This window comes from Thiocapsa marina 5811 (assembly GCF_000223985.1).
Classification (GTDB): domain Bacteria; phylum Pseudomonadota; class Gammaproteobacteria; order Chromatiales; family Chromatiaceae; genus Thiocapsa; species Thiocapsa marina.
In genome coordinates this window covers 78,750-104,697 of the sequence record NZ_AFWV01000008.1, presented here as the reverse complement: position 1 = coordinate 104,697, position 25,948 = coordinate 78,750, and the positions used below count along the sequence as shown (strand labels likewise).

Annotated in this window: 25 protein-coding genes; 12 read left to right on the top strand and 13 right to left on the bottom strand. The window is 60.9% G+C overall.

Translation table 11 applies throughout. From position 1 onward, the window contains the following. Nucleotides 1-4: 4 nt before the first annotated feature. From yidC to rpmH, 4 genes are read right to left on the bottom strand one after another with little or no spacing between them, the layout of a single operon-like run. Nucleotides 5-1,681, bottom strand: a complete 1,677-nt coding sequence (gene yidC, locus THIMADRAFT_RS12755; RefSeq protein ID WP_007193462.1) for a membrane protein insertase YidC — start codon at nt 1,679-1,681, stop codon at nt 5-7. Further along, entirely contained in the window at nt 1,674-1,910 is a 237-nt protein-coding gene (gene yidD / locus THIMADRAFT_RS25710; protein ID WP_007193461.1) for a membrane protein insertion efficiency factor YidD, read from the bottom strand. Before yidD ends, yidC begins: the two co-directional genes overlap by 8 nt. After that, entirely contained in the window at nt 1,895-2,233 is a 339-nt protein-coding gene (gene rnpA, locus THIMADRAFT_RS25705) for a ribonuclease P protein component (RefSeq protein ID WP_086010398.1), read from the bottom strand. Before rnpA ends, yidD begins: the two co-directional genes overlap by 16 nt. Before the next feature lie 56 nt (nt 2,234-2,289). Next, entirely contained in the window at nt 2,290-2,424 is a 135-nt protein-coding gene (rpmH, locus tag THIMADRAFT_RS12750; RefSeq protein WP_007193460.1) for a 50S ribosomal protein L34, read from the bottom strand. A gap of 284 nt (nt 2,425-2,708) precedes the next feature. Between rpmH and dnaA the strand changes: the two genes are divergently transcribed. The 4 genes from dnaA to gyrB all read left to right on the top strand — a co-directional run bounded on the left by dnaA (nt 2,709) and on the right by gyrB (nt 9,129). Then, nucleotides 2,709-4,049: a chromosomal replication initiator protein DnaA gene (gene dnaA, locus THIMADRAFT_RS12745; protein ID WP_007193459.1), complete on the top strand. Its 1,341-nt coding sequence runs from the start codon at nt 2,709-2,711 to the stop codon at nt 4,047-4,049. A 192-nt stretch (nt 4,050-4,241) separates the two neighbouring features. Further along, nucleotides 4,242-5,342: a DNA polymerase III subunit beta gene (gene dnaN, locus THIMADRAFT_RS12740; RefSeq protein WP_007193458.1), complete on the top strand. Its 1,101-nt coding sequence runs from the start codon at nt 4,242-4,244 to the stop codon at nt 5,340-5,342. A 12-nt stretch (nt 5,343-5,354) separates the two neighbouring features. Continuing rightward, nucleotides 5,355-6,491, top strand: coding sequence for a DNA replication/repair protein RecF (recF, locus tag THIMADRAFT_RS12735; protein ID WP_040731310.1), 1,137 nt, complete (start codon nt 5,355-5,357; stop codon nt 6,489-6,491). Between the two features lie 232 nt (nt 6,492-6,723). After that, complete coding sequence (gyrB, locus tag THIMADRAFT_RS12730) at nt 6,724-9,129, top strand: DNA topoisomerase (ATP-hydrolyzing) subunit B (protein ID WP_007193456.1); 2,406 nt, start codon at nt 6,724-6,726, stop codon at nt 9,127-9,129. Here gyrB and THIMADRAFT_RS12725 read toward each other — a convergent pair. Genes THIMADRAFT_RS12725 through glyQ form a run of 4 tightly spaced genes read right to left on the bottom strand, consistent with a single transcriptional unit; the run spans nt 9,126 to nt 13,501 of the window. Beyond that, nucleotides 9,126-9,902 (bottom strand): lysophospholipid acyltransferase family protein, encoded by a 777-nt coding sequence (locus tag THIMADRAFT_RS12725; protein WP_007193455.1) that lies wholly within the window; start codon nt 9,900-9,902, stop codon nt 9,126-9,128. The genes gyrB and THIMADRAFT_RS12725 overlap by 4 nt on opposite strands. Then, nucleotides 9,895-10,440, bottom strand: a complete 546-nt coding sequence (gmhB, locus tag THIMADRAFT_RS12720; protein WP_007193454.1) for a D-glycero-beta-D-manno-heptose 1,7-bisphosphate 7-phosphatase — start codon at nt 10,438-10,440, stop codon at nt 9,895-9,897. The genes THIMADRAFT_RS12725 and gmhB overlap by 8 nt, the downstream gene beginning before the upstream one ends. A 52-nt stretch (nt 10,441-10,492) precedes the next feature. After that, on the bottom strand, nt 10,493-12,583 hold the full coding sequence (gene glyS / locus THIMADRAFT_RS12715; protein WP_007193453.1) for a glycine--tRNA ligase subunit beta: 2,091 nt from the start codon (nt 12,581-12,583) through the stop codon (nt 10,493-10,495). Nucleotides 12,584-12,595: 12 nt separating this feature from the next. Next, nucleotides 12,596-13,501, bottom strand: a complete 906-nt coding sequence (gene glyQ / locus THIMADRAFT_RS12710) for a glycine--tRNA ligase subunit alpha (RefSeq protein ID WP_007193452.1) — start codon at nt 13,499-13,501, stop codon at nt 12,596-12,598. 195 nt (nt 13,502-13,696) lie between these two features. Here glyQ and THIMADRAFT_RS12705 point away from each other — a divergent pair, with 195 nt between their 5' ends. From THIMADRAFT_RS12705 to THIMADRAFT_RS12680, 6 genes are all read left to right on the top strand, one after another. After that, entirely contained in the window at nt 13,697-14,851 is a 1,155-nt protein-coding gene (locus THIMADRAFT_RS12705) for a cation diffusion facilitator family transporter (protein WP_007193451.1), read from the top strand. A 476-nt stretch (nt 14,852-15,327) separates the two neighbouring features. Continuing rightward, nucleotides 15,328-16,731 carry a glutamate--ammonia ligase gene (gene glnA, locus THIMADRAFT_RS12700; protein WP_007193450.1) on the top strand — a complete coding sequence of 468 codons (1,404 nt, stop codon included), beginning with the start codon at nt 15,328-15,330 and terminating at the stop codon, nt 16,729-16,731. A 95-nt stretch (nt 16,732-16,826) separates the two neighbouring features. Beyond that, a complete protein-coding gene (locus THIMADRAFT_RS12695) occupies nt 16,827-17,342 on the top strand; it encodes a DUF4124 domain-containing protein (protein ID WP_007193449.1) in 516 nt (171 codons plus the stop codon). A gap of 217 nt (nt 17,343-17,559) precedes the next feature. Further along, a complete protein-coding gene (glnL, locus tag THIMADRAFT_RS12690) occupies nt 17,560-18,642 on the top strand; it encodes a nitrogen regulation protein NR(II) (RefSeq protein WP_007193448.1) in 1,083 nt (360 codons plus the stop codon). Then, entirely contained in the window at nt 18,635-20,095 is a 1,461-nt protein-coding gene (ntrC, locus tag THIMADRAFT_RS12685; protein WP_007193447.1) for a nitrogen regulation protein NR(I), read from the top strand. Before glnL ends, ntrC begins: the two co-directional genes overlap by 8 nt. An 88-nt stretch (nt 20,096-20,183) precedes the next feature. Continuing rightward, on the top strand, nt 20,184-20,567 hold the full coding sequence (locus THIMADRAFT_RS12680) for a hypothetical protein (protein WP_050799567.1): 384 nt from the start codon (nt 20,184-20,186) through the stop codon (nt 20,565-20,567). 80 nt (nt 20,568-20,647) lie between these two features. Here the strand turns inward: THIMADRAFT_RS12680 and THIMADRAFT_RS12675 are convergent, their stop codons facing one another. After that, entirely contained in the window at nt 20,648-20,872 is a 225-nt protein-coding gene (locus THIMADRAFT_RS12675) for a hypothetical protein (RefSeq protein ID WP_007193445.1), read from the bottom strand. Between the two features lie 173 nt (nt 20,873-21,045). On the opposite strand from THIMADRAFT_RS12675, the gene THIMADRAFT_RS12670 reads away from it, so the two are divergent. Then, a complete protein-coding gene (locus THIMADRAFT_RS12670) occupies nt 21,046-21,516 on the top strand; it encodes a tRNA (cytidine(34)-2'-O)-methyltransferase (RefSeq protein WP_007193444.1) in 471 nt (156 codons plus the stop codon). 144 nt (nt 21,517-21,660) lie between these two features. Here THIMADRAFT_RS12670 and THIMADRAFT_RS12665 read toward each other — a convergent pair whose 3' ends face one another. The 4 genes from THIMADRAFT_RS12665 to THIMADRAFT_RS12650 all read right to left on the bottom strand — a co-directional run bounded on the left by THIMADRAFT_RS12665 (nt 21,661) and on the right by THIMADRAFT_RS12650 (nt 24,270). Further along, nucleotides 21,661-22,704: an NAD(P)H-dependent glycerol-3-phosphate dehydrogenase gene (locus THIMADRAFT_RS12665; protein ID WP_007193443.1), complete on the bottom strand. Its 1,044-nt coding sequence runs from the start codon at nt 22,702-22,704 to the stop codon at nt 21,661-21,663. 8 nt (nt 22,705-22,712) lie between these two features. After that, entirely contained in the window at nt 22,713-23,213 is a 501-nt protein-coding gene (gene secB, locus THIMADRAFT_RS12660) for a protein-export chaperone SecB (protein ID WP_007193442.1), read from the bottom strand. A gap of 91 nt (nt 23,214-23,304) precedes the next feature. After that, nucleotides 23,305-23,733, bottom strand: coding sequence for a rhodanese-like domain-containing protein (locus THIMADRAFT_RS12655; protein WP_007193441.1), 429 nt, complete (start codon nt 23,731-23,733; stop codon nt 23,305-23,307). Between the two features lie 168 nt (nt 23,734-23,901). Continuing rightward, the gene (locus THIMADRAFT_RS12650) at nt 23,902-24,270 is read right to left on the bottom strand and encodes an ArsR/SmtB family transcription factor (RefSeq protein WP_007193440.1); all 369 of its coding nucleotides are present in this window, start codon (nt 24,268-24,270) and stop codon (nt 23,902-23,904) included. Nucleotides 24,271-24,501: 231 nt separating this feature from the next. Here THIMADRAFT_RS12650 and THIMADRAFT_RS12645 point away from each other — a divergent pair, with 231 nt between their 5' ends. Further along, a complete protein-coding gene (locus THIMADRAFT_RS12645; protein WP_233490250.1) occupies nt 24,502-25,941 on the top strand; it encodes a murein hydrolase activator EnvC family protein in 1,440 nt (479 codons plus the stop codon). Nucleotides 25,942-25,948: the final 7 nt, after the last annotated feature.

Here is a 25,948-nt window from a genome sequence, read left to right as displayed (position 1 = left end):
CGGCCTAGCGCTTGTGTTTGACCGAGGCCGCCTGTTTCTCGATCGTCCGCGTAATGTGCCATTGCTGTGCGATGGACAGCAGATTGTTGACCGTCCAGTAGAGGACGAGTCCCGACGGGAAGAAGGCGAAGAAGACCGTGAACACGAACGGCAAGGCCATCATGATCTTCGCCTGCATCGGATCCGGCGGCGGCGGATTCAACTTCATCTGCACGAACATGGAAACACCCATGATCAGCGGCAGGATGAAGTAGGGATCCGGCGCCGAGAGGTTGTCGAGCCACAGCATGAAGGGCGCATTGCGCAGCTCGACACTCTCGAGCAACACCCAGTAGAGCGAGATGAAGACCGGGATCTGAATCAAGATCGGCAAACAGCCGCCGAGCGGGTTGATCTTCTCGGTCTTGTACATCTCCATCATGGCTTGATTCAAGCGCTGCTTGTCGTCGCCGTAACGATCCTTCAATGCCTGCAGTCTCGGCGCAAGCTGACGCATGTTGGCCATCGACTTGTAGCTGGTCTCGGAGAGCTTGTAGAAGGCCAGCTTGATCAGGATGGTCAGGAAGATGATCGACCAACCCCAGTTTCCGACCACCCAGTAGATCTTGCTGAGCACCCAGAAGATGGGTTGTGCAATCACGGTCAGCCAGCCGTAGTCGACCGCGAGATCCAGCCCGGGAGCTACGCTTGCCAACTGATCTTGGAGCTTCGGACCGACGAAAAGCTCGTTCTCGAAGACGTGGGTTGCGCCTGGCGCAATGCTGACCGCGGGCGAGTACTTGCCGATGATGTAGCGCGAGTCGGCGAGGACGTTCGTGTAGAAGGTTTCGAGTACGCCCGCCGGCGGGATCCAAGCCGCCAGGAAGTAGTGCTGCATCATCGCGATCCAGCCATCGGCAACGCTGCGGTCGAGCTTGCCTTTGAGCATGTCGTCGAACGACACCTTCTTGTACTTGTCCTCGGGGCTGTAATACACGGCACCCGTGTAGGTGTGAACGAAGCGGGATTCGTTCGGATCGATCAGATCGGTGCGCTGAAGCTGGTTGTACTGACGAGCAACGAGGGGGGCGTCCGTGGCGTTGGTGATCGACTGACTTGCACGGATGACGTAGCTGCCGCGCTCGAAGCTGTAGCGCTTGCGGACCTCGATGCCGGACGCGTTGGCCCAAACCAAGTCGACATCAAGCGTATTGTCGTCCGCACCGAGCTTGTAGAGGGTCTGAGAGCCTTGGAAGATCGCCTCATGCGTCGGCAGCAAGGAGGGATCTTCGCCCAACAAGCCGGACTGAGCGATGAACATGTTCGGCGGGACCGGCTTGAGCAGCTGGAATGGGTCGTCCGGGCGCTCGGCAACAGTCGCGTAATCCAGCAGCCAGGCCGAGGAAATAGTCCCTCCGCGCGGAGAGATCTCGATGTGAAACACATCCGTTTCGATCCGGATCGGAGCCTCGGCCGGCACTGCCTGCATATCGGCCGAAGACATGGCCGGGGTGAGTGCATCGGGAGTTGTCGCGACCTGCGGGACATCCGCAGCGGAGGAGGATGGCGCATCGACCGTCAGGCCGCGCTCCTGCGCAACCTGCGGCTGAACCGGACGCCCGTAGTCTTCCATCCAGGCCGAGTAGATGAGAAACACCACGGCGGCCAGGGCGAAAAACAGGATTAAACGCTGGTTATCCATGAGAGCAGGTCTGCCTTTCGGTTGGGACTGGATCGAAGCCGCCTTCGTGCCACGGGTGACAGCGCGATACCCGGCGCATCGCCAGATACCCGCCGCGAAGGAGTCCGTGGCGCTCGATTGCCTCGACGGCGTAATGAGAGCAGGAGGGATGGAACCGGCAATGCGGCCCGAGGAGCGGACTGATGCCGTACTGATAAGCGCGGATCAGGGCGATCAAGATTCGACGCATGGTTGTTTCTCGATGGTATCCCAGGCGCGGGCGAGGGTAGCGGACAAGCGCGGGCTGGACATGGTCGGTGCGCCCGACACGCACAACACGACGATATCCCACCCTTTGAGGCGCGAACGGTTGAGCCTGAAGCTTTCGCGGACGATCCGTTTCAACCGGGCTCGGTCAACCGCGCGGCGTGCGCATTTCTTAGCGATCGCGAGTCCGAGTCGAGGATGCCCCAAGCGGTTCTCGCGATACAGCACGAGAAAACCGGCGCCTCTGCAGCGCCGTGGTTCGGCAAAGACGTCACGAAACTGTCGGGAAAGGGTAAGTCGACAGATCCGCGGAAAGGTTTGCTCGGACTCCGCGGGCGTCTCGGTGCGATCCTCTGAGAGGTTCAGGTCGCCAGGCGCACGCGACCCTTGGCGCGGCGTGCATTCAGGACCTTTCGGCCGTTCTTGGTCGCACTGCGAGCGCGGAAACCATGGGTGCGCGCGCGCTTGAGGCGGCTGGGTTGGAAGGTGCGTTTCATGCTCGGTGCTCCGGAAGTCTTGTCGTCCGGGACTCGACTGAGCCCCGCCTTAAAAGGCGCGGAAACATAAGCAATTTCGGCCTGAAAGTCAATGCCGTTAGGGTTCGAGCCTCGGAGTCGGCGGTTGTGGATAAGTCTCGTCCGGGAGGCTAGACTGCGGCCACACATGACCGGCGAGAGCCCCGCGGGGAAAAAATGCCCCGCCCGAGGGTCGCAGCCATCGGCACGGCCGGAGCGATCGGCGGTCTTGCTCGACAACAACAAGCAGTTTTTGGGAGTCCACCGTGGGAGTATGGGAACAGTGTGTCAAACAACTGAAAGGAGAGTTGACCTCGGCTGAGTTCAACACTTGGATCCTGCCGTTGCAGGCGCAAGTGGACGAGGGCCGGCTGCGGCTGTTCGCACCGAACCGTTTCGTGCTGGATTGGACACGCCAGCACTACGAGGAACGGCTGCTTGACCTCTGTCGGGCTTACAGTGAAGGCGCCGTCGGGAGGTTGAGCTTCGAAGTCGGCGGGGTGGAGTCCAAGTCGAGCGGCACGGCCGTGCCGAGCACCGCCGCAGCGCCTGTCGATGCCGACAGCGAGCTTGCCGCCCGAAGGGCGAGTGCCAACCTGAACGCGGATTTCACCTTCGACAGCTTCGTCGAGGGCAAATCGAACCAACTTGCGCGCGCGGCGTCGATGCAGATCGGACAAAACCCCGGTACCGCCTACAACCCGCTTTTTGTCTACGGTGGCGTAGGCCTCGGGAAGACACATTTGATGCATGCCGTGGGCAACATCATTCTCACGACCAACCCGAACGCTCGGGTCGTTTATCTGCACTCGGAACGGTTCGTAGCCGAGATGATCAAGGCACTCCAGCACAACCGGATCGACGAGTTCAAGAAGACGTACCGCTCGGTAAACGCCCTACTGATCGACGATGTGCAGTTTTTTGCCGGGAAAGAGCGTTCGCAGGAAGAGTTTTTCCACACCTTCAACGCACTTTTCGAGTCGCGCCAGCAGATCGTCCTCTCCAGCGACCGTTTTCCGAAGGAGGTCGTTGGCCTCGAAGAGCGCCTCAAGTCCCGATTCGGTTGGGGATTAACGGTTTCAATCGAGCCGCCCGACCTCGAAACAAGTGTCGCGATCCTACACAGCAAGGCCAGCCTCTGGGGAGTCGACCTCCCCGAAGACGTTGCGTTTTTCGTGGGTCGACGGATTCGATCGAACATCAGAGAGCTCGAAGGGGCACTCCGTCGACTCGTTGCAAACGCACAGTTCACCGGCAAACCCATCAGCATGGAGCTGGCAAAACATGCACTTCGGGACATGCTGGCTGCGCAGGACAAACAGGTCAGCATCGAGAATATCCAAAAGACGGTGGCCGAGTATTTCAAGCTCCGAACCTCGGACATGATCTCGGCAAAACGCAGCCGCTCGATCGCGCGCCCGCGACAGATCGCAATGGCGCTCGCGAAGGAGCTGACAAAACACAGTCTTCCCGAAATCGGGCGGGCGTTCGGGGGCCGCGATCACACGACCGTTCTGCATGCCACTCGGACCATCAAGAATCTTCGCGACAGCGACGCATCGATCGAAGAGGACTACAAGAACCTGTTGAGAACTCTGACTTCATAGCTGTGGATAGCGTGTTGACGGAAATCGAAGGCGGTTGACGGCGAGAGTTATACACAGACTGCCCAGAGGTTGTTGCTGCCGGCGATCTCAGTAGACCCTACTGATCCATAAAGGATTATGGATTGTCGCGCACTCATGCACAGCCCTTATTACTACAGGTTTTTTAAATTTCTTAAGTATTAGGAGATCACGATGGAGCTTGTCGTCAACCGAGAAAATTTGTTGCCTGTGCTCAGTAAGGTGGTCGGTGTTGTCGAACGCCGACAGACACTTCCGATCCTCGGAAATTTGTTGTTGTCCGCCAGCGATGACCGACTGGATATCTGCGGAACGGATCTGGAGGTCGAGGTCAAAACGAGCTGCAACGCATCGGTCCTTCGCGAGGGCGAGACGACACTGCCGGCCAGGAAATTGATGGATATTTGTCGAAATCTCAGCGAAGGCACGGAGATCCGGTTTCGACAGACTAACGAGCGGTGCCTTGTCACCGCGGGACGCGGCCGGTTTACGCTGGGGGCGCTCCCGGCGCCCGACTTCCCGCTGATGGATGCCGAGATCGACGGGGTGGAGGTCAAGGTACCGGAGCGGATCCTTCGCGAGATTCTAGAGAAGACGTCTTTTGCGATGGCGCAACAGGATGTCCGCTACTATCTGAATGGCCTGCTTGTCGAGTGGGAGCACTCGGGAATCACTGCGGTGGGGACGGACGGGCATCGGCTCGCGAAGTTTCATCGGGCCCTTGACCTGGAGATTCCGGAGCCGGTGCAGGTCATCGTGCCGAGCAAGACGGTCCTTGAGCTGCGTCGCCAACTCGCGCCCACCGACGAAGCGGTCTCGGTGGCGGTCGGCTCGAAGAGTATTCGTGTAGCAGTCGGTGGAATGGTGATGACCTCGAAATTGGTCGACGGCCGTTATCCGGAATACGGGCGTGTCATTCCGCGCGAGCTCGGGAAGGTTGCGCGGGTCGGCAACGAGGCGCTGAAACGCGCCTTGGCGCGTACGTCGATTCTGTCGAACGAGAAGTATCGCGGTGTTCGGTTGGCATTCGAGGAGGGGGTTTTGAGGCTGCAGGCGCACAATCCGGAACAGGAGGAGGCGGAGGAGGAGATCGAGCTCGACTACGGAGGGGAGTCCGTCGCGATCGGTTTCAACGTCGCCTACCTGTCGGATGTTTTGGGGGCAGTGGAGGGTAGCGAGGTCGAAGTGCGATTCAGCGACGCAGGAAGCAGCTCGGTGTGGCGCGGTGTCGGGGCAGAGGATGAAACCTATGTCGTCATGCCGATGCGGTTGTGATCGTCAGGGCCGATGGAAGGTTTGAGGGCTCCGCGGCTGTTGACGCTGCGAGTCAGGAACCTAAGGAACCTCCGCAGCGTGGATGTGGACCTTCGTGAGAGATCGACCCGTATCCTGTTGACCGGCGCCAACGGGGCAGGCAAGACGACGCTTCTCGAAGCCGTTTATCTCCTAGCCAGAGGCCGCAGCTTTCGGGGCCGCAAGGCGGGGTCCTTGACGACCGATGGTGAGAGCCGAACGCTGATTGAAGGACGTTTTCGGGAAGTGGATTCATCGAGTGAGTCTACAATGGTCTTCGAGCGGAGCAGTCGCGGGAGTCGGAGGCGATACAACAGTATTGCCGTGGGCTCGATCCCGCCAAGTGACAGCCCGCTGCGTGTGAAACTGATCGGGGAAAACCCGCAGATTCTTTTGGAAGGGGAGCCGATGCTCAGGCGCGGGCTTCTCGACTGGAACGTGTTCCACGTGGAACATTCGCTTGGGCTGCTGCGTGCCGACCTCAAGCGGGTCCTTGCTCAGCGAAATGCAGCCCTGCGACAAGCGGGCGACGCCGCTTCGTTTTGGGATCCGGCCTTCGTGGAACTATCCGACCGCATTAACGCGCGACGCGCGGTCTTCGTAGAAGAGTGGCGAACTCAGTTGAGACCTCTGGCGGACGAGTTTCCGTTCCTCGAAGGGTGCGATCTTGCCTTCGACCGCGGCTGGGCTGCGGACCGTGATTTGAGCGACCTTCTCAAGCGCGGACGGAGTGCCGAGATTCATCGCGGGCAAACGCTTGCGGGTGCACACCGGGCGGACATCAGAATTAGTCGTGACGGCGTGTCGTCAAGATTTTCCCGCGGCCAGGCAAAGGTGGCTGTCTGCCTCCTTCAACTCGCCGCGGAACGGGTCCATCGTAGGAAGGGCCTCGCACCTTCACTTTGGCTGCTCGACGACATCGATGCCGAGCTCGATTCGACCACAGCCGGCAAACTTTGGCGCCTATTCGGAGATTCGGACGGTCAGCAGTTTGTGGCCCGGTTAAGCCACGAGCTTGGTTCCGTCCGCGACGAAGCCGACAATCCGGACGCATTGTTCCACGTGGAACAGGGTACTCTTGCACCTTCTGAGCCCGCCGGTGTTCCTTCGCCCACGACGAGCTCGCTTTAGCCGGGTCAACCTCCGGCACGCGGAATGTCTCGCTCCCGCCGGCTCCTACAGCGCTCCGGCTCCGCTTCCCGTATAATGGATCATGCTTCGAGGGCAGCCTTGTCCCGGCGCCGACCTACCGGACCGCAACGCGCAGCATGCCTCCATCAAACCGCGATGCATCCATTGGCCAGCGGCCCCGCCGCCAGCGCCTGCGCGCCCTCTCACCGATCCATCATCTCGATCAGGCCACATGACCTACGACTCAACAAGCATCAAGGTCCTTCGCGGACTAGACGCCGTCCGTAAACGGCCGGGCATGTACATCGGCGATACGGACGACGGTACCGGTCTCCACCACATGGTCTTCGAAGTCGTCGACAACTCAATCGACGAAGCGCTTGCCGGCCATTGCGACAATATCCGCGTCATCCTTCACGAGGACGGCTCTGTCTCCGTGAGCGACAACGGGCGCGGAATTCCGGTCGACATTCACTCCGAAGAGCAACGGTCGGCCGCCGAGGTGATTCTCACTGTTCTCCATGCCGGCGGGAAATTCGACGACAATTCTTACAAGGTTTCGGGGGGGTTACACGGGGTCGGGGTCTCGGTGGTCAACGCTCTCTCCGATCGGCTTTTTTTAAAGATCTCACGGGGTGGCTGTCTGTATCACCAGGAGTACCACCTCGGGGAGCCTCTGTATCCGCTTAAACATGTCGGCAACACCGATGCTACGGGCACGGAAATTCGCTTCTATCCATCGGAGCAGACCTTCACGCATATCGCATTTCACTACGATATCCTGGCCAAGCGTCTGCGCGAGCTTTCCTTCCTTAACTCCGGTGTGCGTATCGAACTGTTCGAGGAGGCGACCGGTCGCGAGGACACCTTCGAGTATCAGGGCGGCATCCGGGCGTTCGTCGAGCATCTAAATCAGAATAAGGAGCCGATTCACCCAAGCGTGATCCATTTCACTGCCGAGCGGCAAGGCGTCACGGTCGAGTTGGCAATCCAGTGGAACAACGGCTACCAGGAAACGATTTTCTGCTATACCAACACGATCCCCCAAAAGGACGGCGGTACCCATCTAGCCGGCCTTCGCGCTGGCCTGACCCGGACATTGAATGGCTATATCGAGCGCGAAGGCCTCGACCGAAGTCAGAAAATTCGCCCGGTCGGTGACGACGCACGTGAAGGCCTCACCGCAGTCTTGTCCGTTAAGGTGCCGGATCCGAAATTTTCGTCGCAAACCAAAGACAAGCTGGTCTCTTCCGAGGTCAAGGCTATCGTCGAATCCCTCGTGGTCGAGCAGCTGAATATCTTCCTCGAGGAGCAGCCTGCGGAAGCGAAAGCGGTCGCCAACAAGATGCTCGAGGCCGCGCGAGCTCGCGAGGCTGCCCGCAAAGCGCGCGAGATGACGCGCCGAAAGGGAGTGCTCGATGTCGCAGGGCTGCCGGGCAAGCTCGCCGACTGCCAAGAAAAGGATCCCGCCAATTCAGAACTGTATCTGGTCGAGGGTGATTCCGCGGGCGGTTCGGCCAAACAAGGACGTGACCGGGCCTTTCAAGCCATTCTTCCGCTCAAGGGGAAGATCCTGAATGTCGAGAAGGCCCGATTCGACAAGATGTTGTCTTCTGCGGAGGTCGGCACGTTGATCACCGCCCTGGGATGCGGGATCGGACGTGAAGAATACAACCCGGACAATCTCCGCTATCACCGAATCATTATCATGACGGATGCCGATGTTGACGGCGCCCATATTCGAACGCTCCTCTTAACCTTTTTTTACCGTCAGATGCCCGAGCTCGTGGAGCGCGGCCACATCTTCATCGCGCAGCCGCCGCTCTACAAAATCAAAAAGGGAAAGCAGGAGGAGTACCTGCTCGACGACGCCGCACTGAATCGCGCAATGCTCCAAGCCGCACTCGACGGGGCTGACCTGCATGTCAATGCGGAGACCGTCCCTTTGGCGCGTACCGCGCTCGAAACACTCGCTCGCGACTATCAGGTATTCGTCGGAATCATCAAGCGTCTCTCAACGCGCTACGACGCGGTATTTCTCGATGAGTTGGCCAAAGCGCCGCCGCTTGACGACACGCTCCTGTCCGATAAGCAAGCCTTTGAAGACTGGCGCAAGGATATGGAGCGACGCCTCAACCAGCTCGACTCCATATCCTTGCACTACCAGCTGCGCTTGAGCGATCCGACATCACCTCGCCCGGAATCTTTGGAGCTGGTTCGCCTGATCCATGGGATCCCCGAGATCCGCATCATTCCATTGGACTTCTTTCATACGGCGGACTACGCAAAGATCTTGGATTACGGTCGAAAGGTCGCTGGATTGATCGAGCCGGGGGCCTTTGTCGCTCGCGGGGATCGCCGCAAAGAGATCACGGAACTGGGAGAAGGGGTCCGCTGGCTGCTCGCCGAGGCACAACGCGGGCACAGTATCCAGCGCTACAAGGGGCTCGGCGAGATGAACCCCGACCAGCTATGGGATACCACCATGAACCCCGAGACTCGGCGCTTGTTGCGGGTGACCATCGAGGATGCAGTGGGTGCCGACCAGATCTTCACCACACTCATGGGTGATCATGTCGAGCCGAGACGGGAATTCATCGAGCGCAACGCCCTCAATGTCGAGAATCTCGATATCTAGGGCCTCTTGGATCCAGGCAATGCAGCGACGGTGGACTCGATCCACTCTTCCACCGCGGCGTTGATTTCGGCCGCAGTCCGCCCTGCGGTCGGAATGGTCGGGCCGATGACCACCTCTATGGTTCCGGGCGCCTTGCGTATGCTGCGTCGTCCCCAGAAGTAGCCCGCGTTGTGTGCGATCGGGACGACAGGTCGTCCGCTGCGCTCGGCGAGGACGGCCCCGCCGATTGCGTAGGGATGGCGGTAACCCGGCGCCACCCGAGTCCCTTCCGGGAAGACGATGACCCACCGCCCGCTCTGCAACAGTCGCAATCCTTCGCGGACGAGCTCGACGATCGCACGGCGGCCTGCGCCACGATCGATCGGAATGCAGCGAAGGCGTTTCAAACCGGCCCCGAAGATCGGGACGCGCATCAACTCCTGCTTTAAGACCCAGCTCTGGCGAATCGGCAGCAATGCCCTCAAGGCGATGATATCCCATGCCGATTGATGCTTGCTCAAAACAACCGCGTTCTCCGCCGGCAACCTCTCCAGTCCGCTGACCTGGTAGCGCAGACCGCAGATCCATCTCAACGCCGCTAGATTGAGCTTCGCCCAACGCTGCGCAAGACGATCGATAGCAGTTTCCGATGCGACCGGACCAATGAGAAGTAGAAGGGTGGAGTAGACGATGACCGACCCGACCAAAACGACCTCGTACAGGACGGAGCGTAGGAGGATCATCCCCGAGCGCAGCCAGGAGATCAGTCTCTGCGCGAATGTCGGACTATCCATGGAGCAGGGCATCGACGGCGCAGGCCAGATCGGCATGGATCGGAACGTCGATAAGATGAGGGGATCCAGCGGCGATGGTGGCCTCTCCCTTCCCCGTACGGACCATCCAAGGGTCAGCTCCCGCGGCCTTCGCCGCCAGGATATCGCTGAGCGAATCGCCGAGAAAGGGTATGCCAGCGAGACTCACCGAAAGCCGCCGCGCGATCTCCATGAGCATTCCCGCTTTGGGTTTGCGGCATGCGCAATTCTCGTCGGGTCCATGCGGGCAATAGACGATCATCTCGATGCGCCCTCCCTGCTCGGCCAACAGATCCCGAAGTTTGCGGTGCATGGTATCGAGGTCCGTCGGTGTCAGCAGGCCCCGCGCCAACCCCGACTGATTCGTCGCCACTGCAATGCGATAGCCCGCGTGCGAGAGCCGCGCGATAGCCTCGATGCTCCCCGGCAACGGGATCCATTCGTCGATGGATTTGACGAATGACGCGGAGTCTTCGTTTATCACGCCGTCTCGATCCAGAATTACGACCCGCTCACCCATAGCTTTGCCTTTGAATACCAGGAAACATCCGCCAGCTCAGCTGACCAGGAGCTCACTCTTGGAGACGGGAAATGTCCGCCACCAGCAGGAACAGTTCAGCCAGGGAACGGAGCAGTCGGATGCGGTTCTCGCGGATCTCCGAATCCTCGACCATGACCATCACCTGATCGAAAAATGCTTCGAGATCGCTTTCCAGGTCGGACAAGAGACGCAAAACCCCGATGTAGTCGCGGGTGTGCGCGAGGGGTAACACCCGTGAGGATAGCTCCTCGACCCGCGCCGCAAGGCGAATTTCGGCCGGCTCTTTGAGCAGCGTGCCGTTTACTTCGAGACCCGCGGAACCAACCTCGACCTCAATTCCCGCCTTGCTCAAGATATTGCGGATTCGCTTGTTTGCCGCTGCGAGAGATGCGGAGGCGCTGAGCGATCGGAATGCCGTTACGGCGGCCAGCCGGGCATCCAGATCGGCCGGTACGGTGACGCCTGTCTGGAGAACCGCATCGACTGTATCCGCGGTAAGGCCACGTTCATGGTAGTAACCTCGCAGCCGATCGATCACATACCCAAGGGCAGCCGTCTCCACATCGTTGCTCAGGAGTCCCTCCGAATAGGCGGAGGCCGCGGAGGCAATCAAATCGCGCAAGTCGAGATCCAAGGGGGTCTCGATCAGGATACGCAGCACGCCGATCGACGCGCGCCTTAGACCGTACGGATCCTTGGCCCCGGTGGGACGTAACCCGATACCGAATATCCCGACCAGCGTATCCATCCGATCGGCGATCGCCAAGACCCTTCCACACGGGCTTTCCGGTAGGACATCGCCTGCGAATCGCGGCAGATACTGCTCCTCCATTGCCGCACAAACACATGGATGCTCGTTGGCATGCACTGCGTAATAGCGCCCCATCGTCCCCTGAAGTCCAGGGAACTCGTAGACCATCGACGTCACGAGATCGCATCGCGCGAGATGAGCCGCGCGCGCAGCGAGATCCGGATCGACACCGATCGCGTGCGCAAGATCACGTGCAAGCTTTGCAACTCTTTTGCTCTTCTCCGCAAGCGTTCCGAGGCGATCCTGAAAGACGACGGTTTCGAGTCGTTCAGCGTACCCTTCCAAAGGCAGCTTCAGGTCTTGGGCCCAAAAAAACGCTGCATCCGCAAAACGAGGCCTGATCACCCGCTCGTTGCCCGCGCGGACCTGATCCGGATCACGGCTCTCGATGTTGGCCACCGTGATGAAGGATGCCTGTAAGGCACCGCACGAGTCCTCGACGGGAAAATATTTCTGATTCGAGCGCATCGTCTCGATCAGAACCTCCGGCGGAATCGCGAGATACGCGTCGTCGAAGTGGCCGAGTATCGCATTCGGCCATTCGACCAAGGCCGTGACCTCCTCGAGGAGCGCGTCATCGACCCGAGCACGCAGCCCATTCGCCGAAGCCAGTTGCTCGACCTGGCTGCGAATCAAATCGCGTCGCCGATTGAAATCCGGCTCGACCGACCCGGACGAGCGCAGTAACTCGGCGTATGCCGTCGCTTCCGGAACGTTGAGCGCTTCGGGATGATGGAAGCGATGTCCGTAAGTCTCCCGCCCGGCCTCTGTGCCAAGGATGCGGCCCGGAATCGCTTCCGTCCCCAAAAGGAGACAAACCCAGTGGACCGGACGGACGAACTCTTCCGAACCCTCCCCCCAGCGCATCCGCTTGGGGATGGGAAGCCGGGCCAGCGCAGCGTCTGTCAAGCCGGGGACGAGAGAGCTCGTCAGCTCTCCGGATACCTTACTTCGAAATGCCAGCCACTCGCCTTTGTCAGTGACCTCGCGGGCGAGCATTGCGACCGGCACGCCGCAGGACCCGGCGAAACCCAATGCGGCTTTTGTCGGCAGGCCGTCGGCGCCGAATGCGGCCTGCACGGCAGGCCCACGCCGCAGAATCTCGCGGTCCGGCTGCCGGGTCAGGATGCCGCGTACCAACAGGGCGAGTCGACGCGGAGAGGCAAAGGCATCAATCTTTTCAAAGCCGATGCCGGCACCCTCGAGTTGATCTCGAAAGCATCCGATAAAGGCATTCAATAGCGTAAGCAAAGCGGTCGGAGGAAGCTCTTCGGTTCCGATCTCGACCAGAAGGTTACTGGTTGCATCCACGGTCGTCTCCCGTCAACGGGTCAGCATCGGGAAGCCGAGGGCCTCCCGGCGGTCGAAGTAAGCCTGGGCGACGGATCGCGACAGGGTGCGTACCCGCAGGATGAAACGCTGCCGCTCGGTGACCGAGATCGCGCCTCGCGCATCGAGGAGGTTGAAGGTGTGAGAAGCCTTCAAAACTTGCTCGTAGGCCGGCAGCGGGAGTCCCTTCTCGACCATGGCTGCGCTGGCCGCTTCGCAGGTATCGAACTGTTTGAACAAGGCATCGACGTCGGCATGCTCGAAGTTGTAGGCCGACTGCTCGACCTCGTTCTGATGATAGACATCACCGTAGGTGACGACGCCCGCCGGGGTCCGGCTCCAGATCAGATCGTAGACGCTCTCCACACCTTGCAGGTACATGGCGATGCGCTCGAGGCCATAGGTGATCTCTCCGGTCACCGGTCGGCAATCGAGCCCTCCGACCTGTTGGAAATAGGTGAACTGTGTCACCTCCATCCCGTTGAGCCAGACCTCCCAGCCGAGCCCCCATGCACCCAACGTCGGTGACTCCCAGTTGTCTTCGACGAACCGGATGTCGTGCACCAGAGGATCGATCCCGAGGCGCCGCAGCGAATCGAGGTAGAGATCCTGGATCTCGAGCGGCGAGGGTTTCAGCACGACCTGATATTGGTAGTAGTGCTGGAGGCGGTTCGGATTCTCCCCGTAACGTCCGTCGGTCGGGCGGCGCGAGGGCTGAACGTAGGCACTGCGCCACGGCTCCGGCCCAATCGAGCGCAGGAAAGTCGCCGGATGAAAGGTTCCTGCGCCGACCTCCATGTCGAGCGGCTGAAGGATGACGCATCCCTGCTCGGCCCAGTAACGCTCAAGGGCAAAAACGAGTCCCTGAAAGGTCGAGACATCCTCTCGATCGAGGTTCAAGATGGTACTCCTTCAGCCCAGGGTTGATGAAAATCGCACAGTATAGCGCCGATCGGCGAAGCCGCGCCAAATCGATACCCAGCCCGGAGACGACGCGTTCGCGCAAAACAGGGCCTCGCCTGTTAACCTATCGCGGTCGTGCGACCGCCCACGGCGCGGAACCGGCCCTCCATCACAACCTCGATACCGACCCCCATGCGCACCTTCAACGACCCGGCAGCCGAACGTCGCCATGCCGTCACCCACACGGCAATCGTCGGGGCGGCGATCAATCTCGTGCTCTCGGTGGTGAAGATCATCGCAGGCGTTTACGGACACTCTCAAGCGCTCGTGGCCGACGGGATTCATTCGCTCTCGGATCTCTTGTCTGACCTCCTGGTCCTATTGGCCGGCCGACGGGCCAGCCAAGGTCCGGATCACGATCACCCCTACGGGCACGCTCGATATGAAACGGTCGCTACGCTTGTCCTGGGATTACTGCTGATCGCCGTGGCCGTCGGCATTGCTTGGGATTCCATCGAGCGGCTGTTCCAGCCGGCCGCTTTACTCAAACCCGAGCCTCTGACCCTGCTTGCGGCCCTGGGATCGATCCTCGTCAAGGAATGGCTCTACTGGTGGACGCTCGGCTATGCCAAGCGCGTCAAGTCCGATCTGCTCCGCGCCAACGCTTGGCATCATCGTACCGATGCGGTCTCTTCAGTGGTCGTCCTGGTAGGAATTGCCGGGACAATGGCAGGCCTCGCCTATCTGGACGCGATCGCGGCCGTTGCGGTCGCGCTGATGATCGCGAAGATCGGCTGGGAGCTGGGCTGGGAGGCGATCAACGAGTTGGTCGATACCGGGCTTGAATCCGAGCGGCTGAGCACGGTGAAGGAGACGATTCGGTCGGTCGGCGGCGTACGTGACATCCATATGCTGCGCACGCGCCGCTATGCGGGACAGGTCTCGGCCGATGTCCATGTCTTGGTCGATCCCTTCGTCAGCGTGTCCGAAGGTCACATGATCAGTCTCTTGGTGGAGCATCGACTCAAGCGGGAGATCGACGAGATCACCGATGTGACCGTTCACATCGATCCGGAGGACGACGATCGTTTTCCTCCTCCGGTCGGGCTTCCCTTAAGGGCAGAGGCGATGGCCCGCCTCGCCTCGCTCTGGTCGGCGATTCCCGAGGCGAACGAGCGTCAACGGATGGTCTTCCACTATCTGCGGGGCGGAATCGACATCGAGGTCCATTTCCCGTTGGCCGCGTGTCGCCGACAGGGTGCGGACACGGGCGATCTACAGGCACGCCTCGCGGCAGCAATCAAGGACGAGCCGGCATTTCGAGATGTCCGAATCTTTTTCGGATGATCGCACCACATCAGTGCGCTTTTTTGCCGAAGAGCCCTATTCGGGTGCACTGATGGAAAGAGCCTCCGCGGATGCGCACATCCCAAACGTTTCCGCCGACGATACGGCGTTGTCCCAACCGGATAGCCGAGACGCTATACCGAGAAATCCGGTATGAAAAACAATCTATTGGGGGCTTTTGCGCGAAGCGGCCACGGATAGGGCACGCTGAGTGAGCCCCTTGAGCTTCGTCTTGGCTCGGTAGATGCTTTACAACCTGGAGGTGATCGACAGCACCGGCCGTCCTGGGTCGCACCCCACGCCGAGGACTCCCTACAAACCGAATCACCGCGACCCGCCGACGCACGGCGAGTCGTGCAGCCGGACTGGTGACCTGCTAGGCTCCATGCCGCCTCGCCGCATCCGAGGGCAAAAGGCCAACCATAGGGCCATCCGGCGATCTTTCCCCCGAACCTACAGCAGCGGAGAAATCCCAAATGACAGACGTGATCAAAATGATCAAGGACAACGACGTGAAGTTCGTCGACCTTCGCTTCACAGACACGCGCGGCAAAGAGCAGCACGTCTCCATGCCCTCCCGGGTGGTCGACGAGGACCTGTTCAAGGACGGCAAGATGTTCGACGGCTCGTCGATCGCGGGCTGGAAGGGCATCGAGGCGTCGGACATGGTCTTGATGCCGGAGCCCTCCACCGCCGTCATGGATCCTTTCACGGACGAGAACACCCTGATCATCCGCTGCGATATCCTCGAGCCCGACACCATGACCGGTTACGAGCGCGATCCGCGTTCCCTGGCCAAGCGCGCGGAAGCCTACCTGAAGTCGACGGGCATCGCCGACACGGCCTACTTCGGTCCGGAGCCCGAGTTCTTCATCCTGGACGATGTGCGCTGGGGCGCGGACATGAGCGGCGCCTTCTACAAGATTGATTCCGAAGAGGCAGGCTGGAACTCCGAGCGCGTCTTCGCCGACGGCAACATGGGGCACCGCCCAAGCACGAAAGGCGGCTACTTTCCGGTTCCCCCTGTCGATTCGCTCAACGATATACGCGCAGCGATGTGTCTGACGCTCGAAGAAATGGGCGTGCCGGTCGAGGTTCATCACCACGAAGTCGCCACCGCGGGACAGTGCGAGATCGGCACCCAGTTCGATACTCTCGTGTCGCGTGCCGACAAGAATCAGATCACCAAGTACGTCGTTCAAAATGTCGCCCATGCGTACGGCAAGACCGCAACCTTTATGCCCAAGCCATTGGTCGGCGACAACGGCAGCGGCATGCACGTGCACCAGTCGCTGAGCAAGGACGGCCAGAACATCTTTGCGGGCGACAAGTACGCGGGCTTGTCCGACACCGCGCTCTACTACATCGGCGGAGTCATCAAGCACGCGCGCTCTCTCAACGCCTTGACCAACCCGTCCACCAACTCCTACAAACGCTTGGTGCCTGGTTTCGAAGCGCCTGTGATGCTCGCCTATTCGGCGCGCAACCGCTCCGCCTCGGTGCGCATCCCCTACGTCGCGAGCCCGAAGGGCCGTCGTATCGAGGTTCGCTTCCCGGATTCCACCTGCAACCCCTACCTGGCTTTTGCCGCCATGATGATGGCCGGCCTGGACGGCATCCAGAACAAGATCCATCCCGGCGATGCCATGGACAAGGATCTCTATGATCTGCCGCACGAAGAGGCCAAGGCCATCCCGACGGTTTGTCACTCGCTGGATATGGCATTGGACTATCTCGACAAAGACAGAGAATACCTCACCGCCGGCGGTGTCTTTACTGACGATCTGATCGATGCCTACATCGCCCTGAAGATGGGAGAGGTCACCCGCATCCGCATGACCACGCATCCGGTCGAGTTCGACATGTATTACAGTCTCTAGGACTCGGGACCTTCTCGAGCGCGTTGCAGAGGCCCCGCGAGGGGCCTTTTTCGTTTACGGTTGAGCCGCTAATCCGGGTCGACTATTCTTCGACCATGACCAAGCAACTGTTCGTCGCCGCCGTTTTAATCGGGTCCCAAGCCGCGAGCGCCGAGATATTTCGCTGGGTCGACGCGGACGGTCGCACTCACTTCTCCGACCGGCGACCTCCGGATGCGGCGGTGCAACGCGTTCTACCCGATACGGGTCAAGCCGCCCCCCCTGAGCCGGGTGCTGTATCGGCAGGCGACACACCCTTTCCAGGACCCTACACGGCCTTCGAGATCCTCGCGCCGACGTCCGGGGACGTCCTGATTCAGTCGACCGATTCACTCGAGATCGACCTCCGGCTGGAGCCGGACTTGTTCGAAGGGCACCAGCTAGAGATTCTGCTCGACGATCGTCCGGTGCCGGTCGAATCGGCAGCGACACGATTTCAAATCCAGGGTGTCGGCTTCGAGGCGCACCGTATCCAAGCGCGCGTTCAGGATGCGCTCGGAACAGTCGTCGCGGCGACACCATCGCTCGAGCTCGAGCTGCGCCAATCCGCTCCCCCGGGGGTTTTGCCCTAAGCCTCCAGCAGGAGTAAGGGCTTTTGCGATCGGCCTAAGCCGATCTGCGATGGTACGAGTTTCGCATATCTCCGGTGTCGACACGCAGGCGCGACTCCGCCTGTCGCGCCGTTCGCCTGCGTAAGCCTCCCGCAGCCCGATCGTCGACCTCAAAGCCTTCGTCTCCGCGTGCGATCTCGGTCACGCGCGAGCTTGCCAGCCGTTCGGATGAGAAATCATGAGTATTCAGCCAGCCCCGAAGCCGGCCCTAGAGCGGACGATTCTCGATCACCTGAACACGGCTGTCCTACTATTCGACAAGGACTTACGTCTCTTGTATCTCAATCCCGCCGCCGAGGTGCTCTTCGAGATCAGTGCTCGACACATCATCGGACACCATGCTCTGAATCTCCTTCCCTGCCCCGACCACCAGGTTGAAGAGCGTCTGAAAGCCGCCCTGGAGTCGCGCCATCCCTTTACCGAGCGAGAGATCAATGTCGTCGCGGGCGACGGTCGCACCAAGACGGTGAACTGCACCGTCTTGCCGTTGCACCATTTCGATGCACAAGATCAAGTGCTCGTTGAGCTCGCGCAGGTCGACCGTCAACTTCGGATTACCCGCGAGGAACATCTGCTCTCTCAACACCAGGCGACCCAGGCACTGATCCGCGGCTTGGCACACGAAATCAAGAACCCGCTCGGCGGACTGCGCGGCGCCGCGCAGTTGCTCGAGCAGGAGCTTCCGGATCCCGGATTACGCGAGTACACGCGAATCATCATCGACGAGGCCGATCGGCTCCAAGACTTGGTCAACCGGATGGTCGGTCCAAGTCGCTTGCCGCGCCGAGCTTTGGTCAACATCCACAACGTCCTCGAGCACGTCCGTGGACTCATCCTTGCGGAGTCGCCGGCCGGTCCGCGCGTGCAACGCGATTATGACCCGAGTATTCCGGATTTCATGGCCGACCAAGACCGCTTGATCCAAGCCTTTCTGAACCTGGCGCGCAACGCCGCCGCTGCGGCTGGAATAGCGGGACACATCGAGCTGCGCACGCGAGTGCTGCGCCAATTCACGATCGGAAATCGCCGTCATCGCCTTGTCCTGCAGGCGCAAATCCGTGATAACGGACCTGGAATTCCGCAGGAGATCGAGGATCGAATCTTTTTTCCGATGGTCTCCGGCCACCAAGGTGGTACGGGGTTGGGCTTACCCATCGCCCAAGAGCTCATCAACCAACACGGAGGCCTCATCGAGTGCGAGAGTCGGCCAGGCGAGACCACGTTTTACGTCTATCTGCCGTTGGAGACGGCCTATGAATAATCGGGAGCCGAAGGTCTGGGTCATCGACGACGACAGATCCATTCGGTGGGTGCTCGAACGTGCACTGCGCAAGGCGGAAATGCATGTGACCTGCTTCTCCAACGGCGTCGGTGTCATGGAAGCGCTCCAGCGCGAGCAGCCTGACGTCATCCTGACCGACATCCGCATGCCGGGGATCGATGGATTGGACCTCCTGCGACAAGTCTCGGCCCGCTACCCCGGCCTGCCCGTGATCATCATGACCGCGCACTCCGACCTCGACAGCGCGGTGTCGGCTTTTCATGGAGGAGCGTTCGAGTATCTACCCAAGCCTTTCGATCTCGACGAGGCGGTAAGCCAGGTCAATCGGGCCTGTCGACGCGGTCGCGAGGAGCGTCCGGAAGAGGTCGTGATGAGCAAGGCGCCGGATATCATCGGCGAGGCTCCAGCGATGCAGGAGGTCTTTCGGGCGATCGGTAGACTCGCACGTTCCAATATCACGGTCCTGATCAACGGCGAGTCCGGAACCGGGAAAGAATTGGTCGCGCGCGCGTTGCACCGCCACAGCCCGCGCAGCGATCGGCCCTTCATCGCTCTGAACATGGCCGCGATTCCTCGGGATCTTCTGGAGTCGGAGCTGTTCGGCCATGAGCGCGGGTCCTTTACAGGGGCTCAAAGTCGCCGCGAAGGGCGATTCGAGCAAGCCGACGGAGGAACCTTGTTTCTCGACGAGATCGGCGATATGCCCGCCGAGCTTCAAACGCGACTTCTGCGGGTACTCGCGGACGGCGAGTTTTACCGTGTCGGCGGTGTTGCCCCGACGCGAGTGGACGTGCGGATCATCGCGGCAACGCATCAGAACCTTGAAGACTTGGTCCGACAAGGCCGCTTTCGCGAAGACTTGTTTCATCGCCTCAACGTCATCCGGATTCACCTGCCGGCGCTACGCGATCGGCGTGAAGACGTCCCTGTATTGATGCGGCATTTTCTCGCCCAAGCGGCCTTGGAGCTGACCTGCGAGCCGAAGGTTCTCGCGCCGAGCGCGATCGCTCATCTTAAACGGCTCGACTGGCCCGGCAATGTCCGCCAGCTGGAGAACACCGCCCGCTGGGTGACCGTCATGGCCTCGGGCAAAGAGATTCACGCCGAGGATCTGCCGCCCGAGCTCAATGCCTCGTTTTCCGAGCCGGCTCGCGACGAGCCGTGGGAAACGGTATTTCGCCGTTGGGTTCGTCAAAGCCTCAAACAGGGGCAGGGTGCCTTGCTCGACACGGCCATGCCGATATTCGAGCAGATCCTCATCCAAACCGCCTTGGAGCATACGGGCGGGCGTCGGCAGGAGGCCGCACGACTCCTCGGATGGGGACGCAACACCTTGACTCGGAAGATCAAGGAACTGCAGCTCGATATCGAGATCGACCCGGAAGAGCCCTCGTCGGATGAGGATTCGGCACGGAGCCCCCAAATCGGCTAGGCGGATCGAGGACGTGCCCGACGCTCGGCGATCCGCGGAGCACACCATTGGATATCCAACAACGGATCCGGAGAGTGATTTGGACAGTATGAGTATCGATCTGAACGGCTCGGAGATCTCCTCGATCGACCTCGAGGGTGAACGCCTGAGCTTGCATTTTTCGCGCGCCTATCTCGTGAAGACGATGACGGGCTCGAACGAGCGCACACGCTGGCACCAGGCCGGGGATTTAGTGATCGACGGGGTCGAGGAGGCTTCGACGATTCCGTCCGGTCCCCTTGTCTGTCGGGGAGGCGACATCGACGAGAATATCTTCACCTATCGGGACATGATCCCGGTTCCGCTCGAGAGTCGCGGACACGTGCGTTGCGCGCTGACGTTCGAGGGCGTTGCGGATCCGCTCGTTGCGCAGGGAAAGGAGATACGGCTAACGATGCTCGATACACCTAAATATATCGAGCACTTGCGCTGATCGGCGTATTGAGGAAGAAGCTCGGTGCTTCGAGCCGCGCCCAAAATATCGGACGCGTGCTCGATCTCGAACGTTACCGCTTAGTTGCGTGCCGAGCCGACGATCTCGTGTGCGATGTCTACGACTCGGTTGGCCATGTCCTGGTATTCCTGCCGATAGTTGACCAGCAGCCCGTCTGTCGCCGCCCAGTAATCCTTGCCCGACACCCCGTGCTCATGCTCGTGGTCGATGAATTGCTTTTGCATCCCGAGCATCTTCTCGATCAGCTCCTGCTTTTCCTTCTTCAGCGTGGCGATATCGCTCATGTCGGTGTCCCCATAGGGTTTTTGGCCGCCTCGGGGCGGCGATGTTAGAACTTTCCTAAACCTTAATATAGCATGCAGCAAGACGTCTCGGTCAACAGGCGACCCTGCTTTTCGCTCGGTTGTTTCCCACCGAGATCGACGTGCCCGCAAATGCCTGCTGATCTGGATCCGTGATGTTTGATGTCATCCTCTACGAGCCCGAGATCCCGCCCAATACCGGTAACGTCATGCGCCTTTGCGCCAACAGCGGTTTGCGGCTCAACCTCGTCGAGCCGCTGGGGTTCGCGCTCGAAGATCGTCTCCTTCGGCGCGCCGGGCTCGACTACCGGGAATGGGCCGAGGTCGCGGTCTATCCAAACATGGAGGCCTGTCTCCGGGTGCTTCGTCCGACGCGGCTCTTTGCGTTTACCACCCGGGGCTCGACCCTCTACACGACCCCGCACTACGAAGCCGGCGACGCATTTGTGTTCGGCCCGGAGACCCGAGGTCTGCCGAAGACCTTGCTCGATACCCTTCCGCCCGAGCGACGCCTCTATATCCCGATGCGACCCGGGAATCGAAGCCTCAACCTCTCGAATGCCGTGGCCATTGTCGCGTTCGAGGCATGGCGTCAAACAGGTTTCGAGGGAGCTGTTCAGCGATAGGTTTGTTCCCCGATCCAAGGCAGATGCCTTCAAGGTCAACGGTCAAGCGATCGGCTTTCCGGTGCGAACAGCGTCCTTAGCCCGGGCTAGCCCTGTCATGACGGGACCAAGGCTGGAGAGGACACAGGTCATGCCGGAGGTGCTCTAGCCGAACTCCGCCTTCGGCTCGCGTTCGAGCAAGGCCCGGGTTGCGCGCTCGGGGGAGACCCCTTCGTAAAGCACCCGGAAAACCTGCTCGCTGATCGGCATCTCGATGCCCAAACGCAATGCGAGTCGATGCATGGCGAGCGCGGTCACGACCCCTTCGACCTCTTGGCCGATCTTGGCCTGTGCATCTGCCAAGCTCGCCCCGGCAGCGAGCGCAAGGCCCATCCGCCGGTTCCGCGACTGGTTGTCCGTGCAGGTCAAGACCAGATCCCCGATGCCCGCAAGACCCATGAAGGTCTCCTTGCGTCCGCCCAAGGCCGTACCGATGCGAATCAACTCCGCAAGACCTCGCGTAATCAGCGCAGCACGGGTATTGGCGCCGAAGCCGAGACCGTCGGCGATTCCGGTGGCGATTGCGAGTACATTCTTGGCGGCTCCACACACCTCGACGCCGACCATATCCGAGCTGGTATAGGCCCGAAACCGATCCCCGTGAAGCCGCAGCGCAACCCGCTCGGCGTATGCCCCGTCGTCCGAGGCGACCGTGACCGCGGTCGGCAGGCCGTGCGCGACCTCCTGGGCAAAGCTGGGGCCGGAGACGACCGCGAGGGCGCGGGCGCCGAGACTCTCTTGGGCGACTGCATGCAGCAACTCCCCGCTCGCGGGATCCAAGCCCTTGGTCGCCCAAGCCACGCCCATGGTCTCGGGCAATCGTCGTGCGGTCTGCTCCACCACCCGCCGGAACGCGTGACTCGGTACGACGATCAGGCAGTCGCTCGCCCCGGCAAGTGCCTCGTCCAGCGAGGCTGTCGCGGCCAATCCCTCAGGGAGGGGCACTCCAGGCAGAAAAAGGCGATTCTCGCCGTCCCGACGCAAGGCCTCGATCTGCTCGACCTCATGACCCCACAGCCGCACGCGGTGCCCATTCCGGCACAACAGCACGGCAAGAGCCGTTCCCCAGGATCCGGCACCGAGGACCGCGATTGCTGCCGGCCGGGAATCAGGCTGGGCAGGCGCGGTCCGCGCAGAATCGCCCGGCATGGTTCCGCTCAATGCTGGCTCGGCGGCTCTGCCGCGTCGCCCGCGGCACGCTGCATCGCTTCCTGCTGATGCTGCGCAAAGAGGGCATCGAAATTGACATGCTGCAGCACGAGCTGCGGAAAGCTTCCCTTGGAGACCAGATCGGAGACGACCTCCCGGGCATAGGGAAAGAGCAGGTTGGGGCAGTAGGCGCCGACCATCGCGCCCATCTCCTGCTCGGCGAAGCCGCTGATGCCGAAGATTCCCGCTTGCTGCACCTCGACGATAAAAGCCGTTTTTTCGCCGAGTTGCGCCGACACGGTGACCGAGAGCACGACCTCGTAAAGGTCCTCTTGGATGCGATTGACCTTCGTGCTGACGTTGAGCTCGTGCTTGGGCTTCCATTCGCCGCGGAAGATGTCCGGCGCGTTGGGAGATTCAAACGAAGCGTCTTTGACATAGACCCGCTGGACGGAGAACTGTCGCTCCGCTTGGGTTCGGGGGTCGTTGCTTTGGGCATTCTCGGCCATGATGTGGTTCCTTATCGATGACTGGATCGACGATGGGGAAAAAGGATGAGTCGCGGCGCACCCCAACCCGGCACCGGGATTGACGTGCGATTCAGCGTTTTTTGCGCGTGAGCGGGAGGCTCGCGGCTTCCCAAGCCATGATCCCGCCGTGCAGGTTGAAAACCTGCTCGAATCCTTCCTTTCGCAGCTGGCTGCAGGCCATCGCCGACTGCGCGCCGGACCGGCAGCTGATGATGATGGGTTTGGTCTTGTGCTTCTTCAGTGTCGCGATCTGGTTCTTGAATCCGTTCATCGGAACGTTGATTGCGTTGATGATATGGCCCTTTGCAAAATCAGCTGCCGGGCGAACATCGATCACGACCGCATCCTGATGGTTGATCATCTCGGTCGCGGCCAAGGGCTCGACGTTGCCTTTACTGCCCACGATGATGTTGTAGGCGAGCAACCCCGAGATGACGATCAACGCCACGAAGAGGTACCAGTGGTTTCCCACGAATTCCATGATTTGGTCTAACAGCATCGCTCTGCGATCTCGTTGATTGGGCGCGGTTTCACGGACGCCGCGACCGACGCCTCGACCATGAGCCGAGCGCATCGGGAAAGCAGTTGCCCGAAATTGCCCCTGGATGATTTAAGGTGGCGAAGTATAAGGAGGAGGGGCGCGGGCGTCATCCCGCAGTGTGTCGCTTCAGTGCGCGTGTTGGCAGAAGACCTCGCGCATCATCCCGATCAGTTGGAGTGTTCGTCCGTCGCTGACCCGGTAGTACACGCGATTTGCATCCTTACGCGACGCAAGGATCCCCTTGTCGCGCAGAATTGCCAAGTGCTGAGAGATGTTGCTCTGGGACGTCCCGACATGATCCACGATCTCCTGGACGCTCACCTCCTGATCGCCAAGGGTGCAGAGAATTTTCAGGCGCAAGGGGTGCGACATGGCTTTCAGCGACCGGGATGCGCGCTCGATGTCGGCATCGTCCGCGAACAGGTTGATCTCGTCGCGGTCGTCGACCGGGTCGTTCAGGACCGGGCGGGAAGACTGGCTCAGATTGCTCACCATCGGATCCTGTCTCATCAATTATTAACAATACAATAATAAACCCTTTCCGGCGGAGTGCGAAGCGGATGTGCGTCGCCGTCGCCGCCTGTCTCCGACCCAAGATGCCGGTTATGCTCGAGCTTGCGGTCAATCTCGAACCTTCGTTCACCGGTTGTCTCCTCGCCTTCGGATCGGGTCTCGGACGACGGGTATAATCCAGCGACCGATTCGAACGAGGATCCCCCCACAGCCGTGCCCAGGACCGTTGCGACAGGACATCCCGAGTGGCTTCGCCGCCGTATGCAGGATGACAGGCTTGACCGAGCGCTCGATGGGATCGGGCGTCGCTTGGCTTGGCTGTTGACGGCGTGCGCCTTGGTGACGACGCCGGCGGCTGCGGTGGAGACCGCGTCCGACGAGACCTTGGAGACGCGCGCGAAGGACCTTCAGGAGATCGAGCGACAGGTCGATTCGGTCGGTCGGGAGCTCACCGAGCAGCACGCGGACCGGCGAGCCTTGATCGCGGAGCTCGAGGTGCGGGAACGTGAGGTCGCCGAGGCGGCCGTCGGCGGCAGAGAGTTGGCGCGTGCCGTTGCCGAGCAAACCCGTGTCGCGGAGGCATTGCGGGTGCGTCATCTCGAGGAGCACGCCGCGCTCGAGAAGGAGCTCGCGCTTTGGGCGGACTTGGTTCGTACCGCTTACGTCATGGGTCGGGCCGACCGCTTACGCCTTCTCCTGAATCAGGAAGATACCGCGCAGGCGAGTCGCATTCTTTCCTATTTCGCGTACCTGAACCGAGAACAACTGCGTCGAATCATCGCCATCCAGACGCGTGTCGAACGCCTCACCCGCTTGGCCCACGACGCCGAGCGCGAGGCGGAACACCTCATCGAGCTGGCACGACGCCAAGAGGCGGCGCGGGTTCGCTTGGAGGCCGCGCGAGAGGAACGTGCCGCAGTCCTGGCCCGATTGGAAGCGAGCATTGCCGGTCGCACGGAAAATCTCGAGGTTCTGGAGCGGGATGCCGAGGCGCTGCGCCTCTTGGTGGAGCATCTGCGACAGCGGGCTCAGATCCGAGCCGAGCTCGACATTCGGCGGGATCCCTTTCCCGAACGTCGAGGACGCTTGACATGGCCGCTGCTGCACGGCGAGGTCCTTGCCGAGTTCGGAACGCCTAAGCCCGACTCCGAGCTGCGCTGGGACGGCGTGCTCTTGGCGGCCCGACAAGGCGAGGAGGTGCGCGCGGTGCATGACGGACGGGTGATTCACGCCGACTGGATGCGCGGATTCGGATTGCTCATGGTGATCGACCACGGCGAAGGCTATATGTCGATCTACGGACACAACGAGGCGCTTCTGAAGGAGACCGGCGAGTGGGTGGCGACAGGCGAAGTGATCGCGCTGAGCGGCGACAGCGGAGGTCGTGCCGAGCCCGTGCTCTATTTTGCCATTCGCCACAACGGCAAGCCGCAGAACCCGTCCGACTGGTGCGGCGGCGCACAACGGCAAGGATCCCTCTCGGATGAGGGCACGGACGAGGTTCAAAGCGATCTTTACCGGCTGCGGGAACGCGACGGCACCGAACCGATCAAACCGCAACGAAGACCGCCTTTCGCCGCCGTCGCCTGCGCCCCGGTGTCCGAATCGACCTCGGATCCGCCTGACGAAAACAGCGAAAACATGCGATGCTAGCCTATCG

Excerpts from the sequence above, each read along its gene's own strand:
- yidC (WP_007193462.1), bottom strand. The coding sequence starts at position 1,681 with ATGGATAACCAGCGTTTAATCCTGTTTTTCGCCCTGGCCGCCGTGGTG.
- yidD (WP_007193461.1), bottom strand. The coding sequence starts at position 1,910 with ATGCGTCGAATCTTGATCGCCCTGATCCGCGCTTATCAGTACGGCATC.
- rpmH (WP_007193460.1), bottom strand. The coding sequence starts at position 2,424 with ATGAAACGCACCTTCCAACCCAGCCGCCTCAAGCGCGCGCGCACCCAT.
- dnaN (WP_007193458.1), top strand. The coding sequence starts at position 4,242 with ATGGAGCTTGTCGTCAACCGAGAAAATTTGTTGCCTGTGCTCAGTAAG.
- recF (WP_040731310.1), top strand. The coding sequence starts at position 5,355 with ATGGAAGGTTTGAGGGCTCCGCGGCTGTTGACGCTGCGAGTCAGGAAC.
- gyrB (WP_007193456.1), top strand. The coding sequence starts at position 6,724 with ATGACCTACGACTCAACAAGCATCAAGGTCCTTCGCGGACTAGACGCC.
- THIMADRAFT_RS12725 (WP_007193455.1), bottom strand. The coding sequence starts at position 9,902 with ATGGATAGTCCGACATTCGCGCAGAGACTGATCTCCTGGCTGCGCTCG.
- gmhB (WP_007193454.1), bottom strand. The coding sequence starts at position 10,440 with ATGGGTGAGCGGGTCGTAATTCTGGATCGAGACGGCGTGATAAACGAA.
- THIMADRAFT_RS12705 (WP_007193451.1), top strand. The coding sequence starts at position 13,697 with ATGCGCACCTTCAACGACCCGGCAGCCGAACGTCGCCATGCCGTCACC.
- glnA (WP_007193450.1), top strand. The coding sequence starts at position 15,328 with ATGACAGACGTGATCAAAATGATCAAGGACAACGACGTGAAGTTCGTC.
- THIMADRAFT_RS12695 (WP_007193449.1), top strand. The coding sequence starts at position 16,827 with ATGACCAAGCAACTGTTCGTCGCCGCCGTTTTAATCGGGTCCCAAGCC.
- glnL (WP_007193448.1), top strand. The coding sequence starts at position 17,560 with ATGAGTATTCAGCCAGCCCCGAAGCCGGCCCTAGAGCGGACGATTCTC.
- ntrC (WP_007193447.1), top strand. The coding sequence starts at position 18,635 with ATGAATAATCGGGAGCCGAAGGTCTGGGTCATCGACGACGACAGATCC.
- THIMADRAFT_RS12680 (WP_050799567.1), top strand. The coding sequence starts at position 20,184 with ATGAGTATCGATCTGAACGGCTCGGAGATCTCCTCGATCGACCTCGAG.
- THIMADRAFT_RS12675 (WP_007193445.1), bottom strand. The coding sequence starts at position 20,872 with ATGAGCGATATCGCCACGCTGAAGAAGGAAAAGCAGGAGCTGATCGAG.
- THIMADRAFT_RS12670 (WP_007193444.1), top strand. The coding sequence starts at position 21,046 with ATGTTTGATGTCATCCTCTACGAGCCCGAGATCCCGCCCAATACCGGT.
- THIMADRAFT_RS12665 (WP_007193443.1), bottom strand. The coding sequence starts at position 22,704 with ATGCCGGGCGATTCTGCGCGGACCGCGCCTGCCCAGCCTGATTCCCGG.
- secB (WP_007193442.1), bottom strand. The coding sequence starts at position 23,213 with ATGGCCGAGAATGCCCAAAGCAACGACCCCCGAACCCAAGCGGAGCGA.
- THIMADRAFT_RS12655 (WP_007193441.1), bottom strand. The coding sequence starts at position 23,733 with ATGCTGTTAGACCAAATCATGGAATTCGTGGGAAACCACTGGTACCTC.
- THIMADRAFT_RS12650 (WP_007193440.1), bottom strand. The coding sequence starts at position 24,270 with ATGGTGAGCAATCTGAGCCAGTCTTCCCGCCCGGTCCTGAACGACCCG.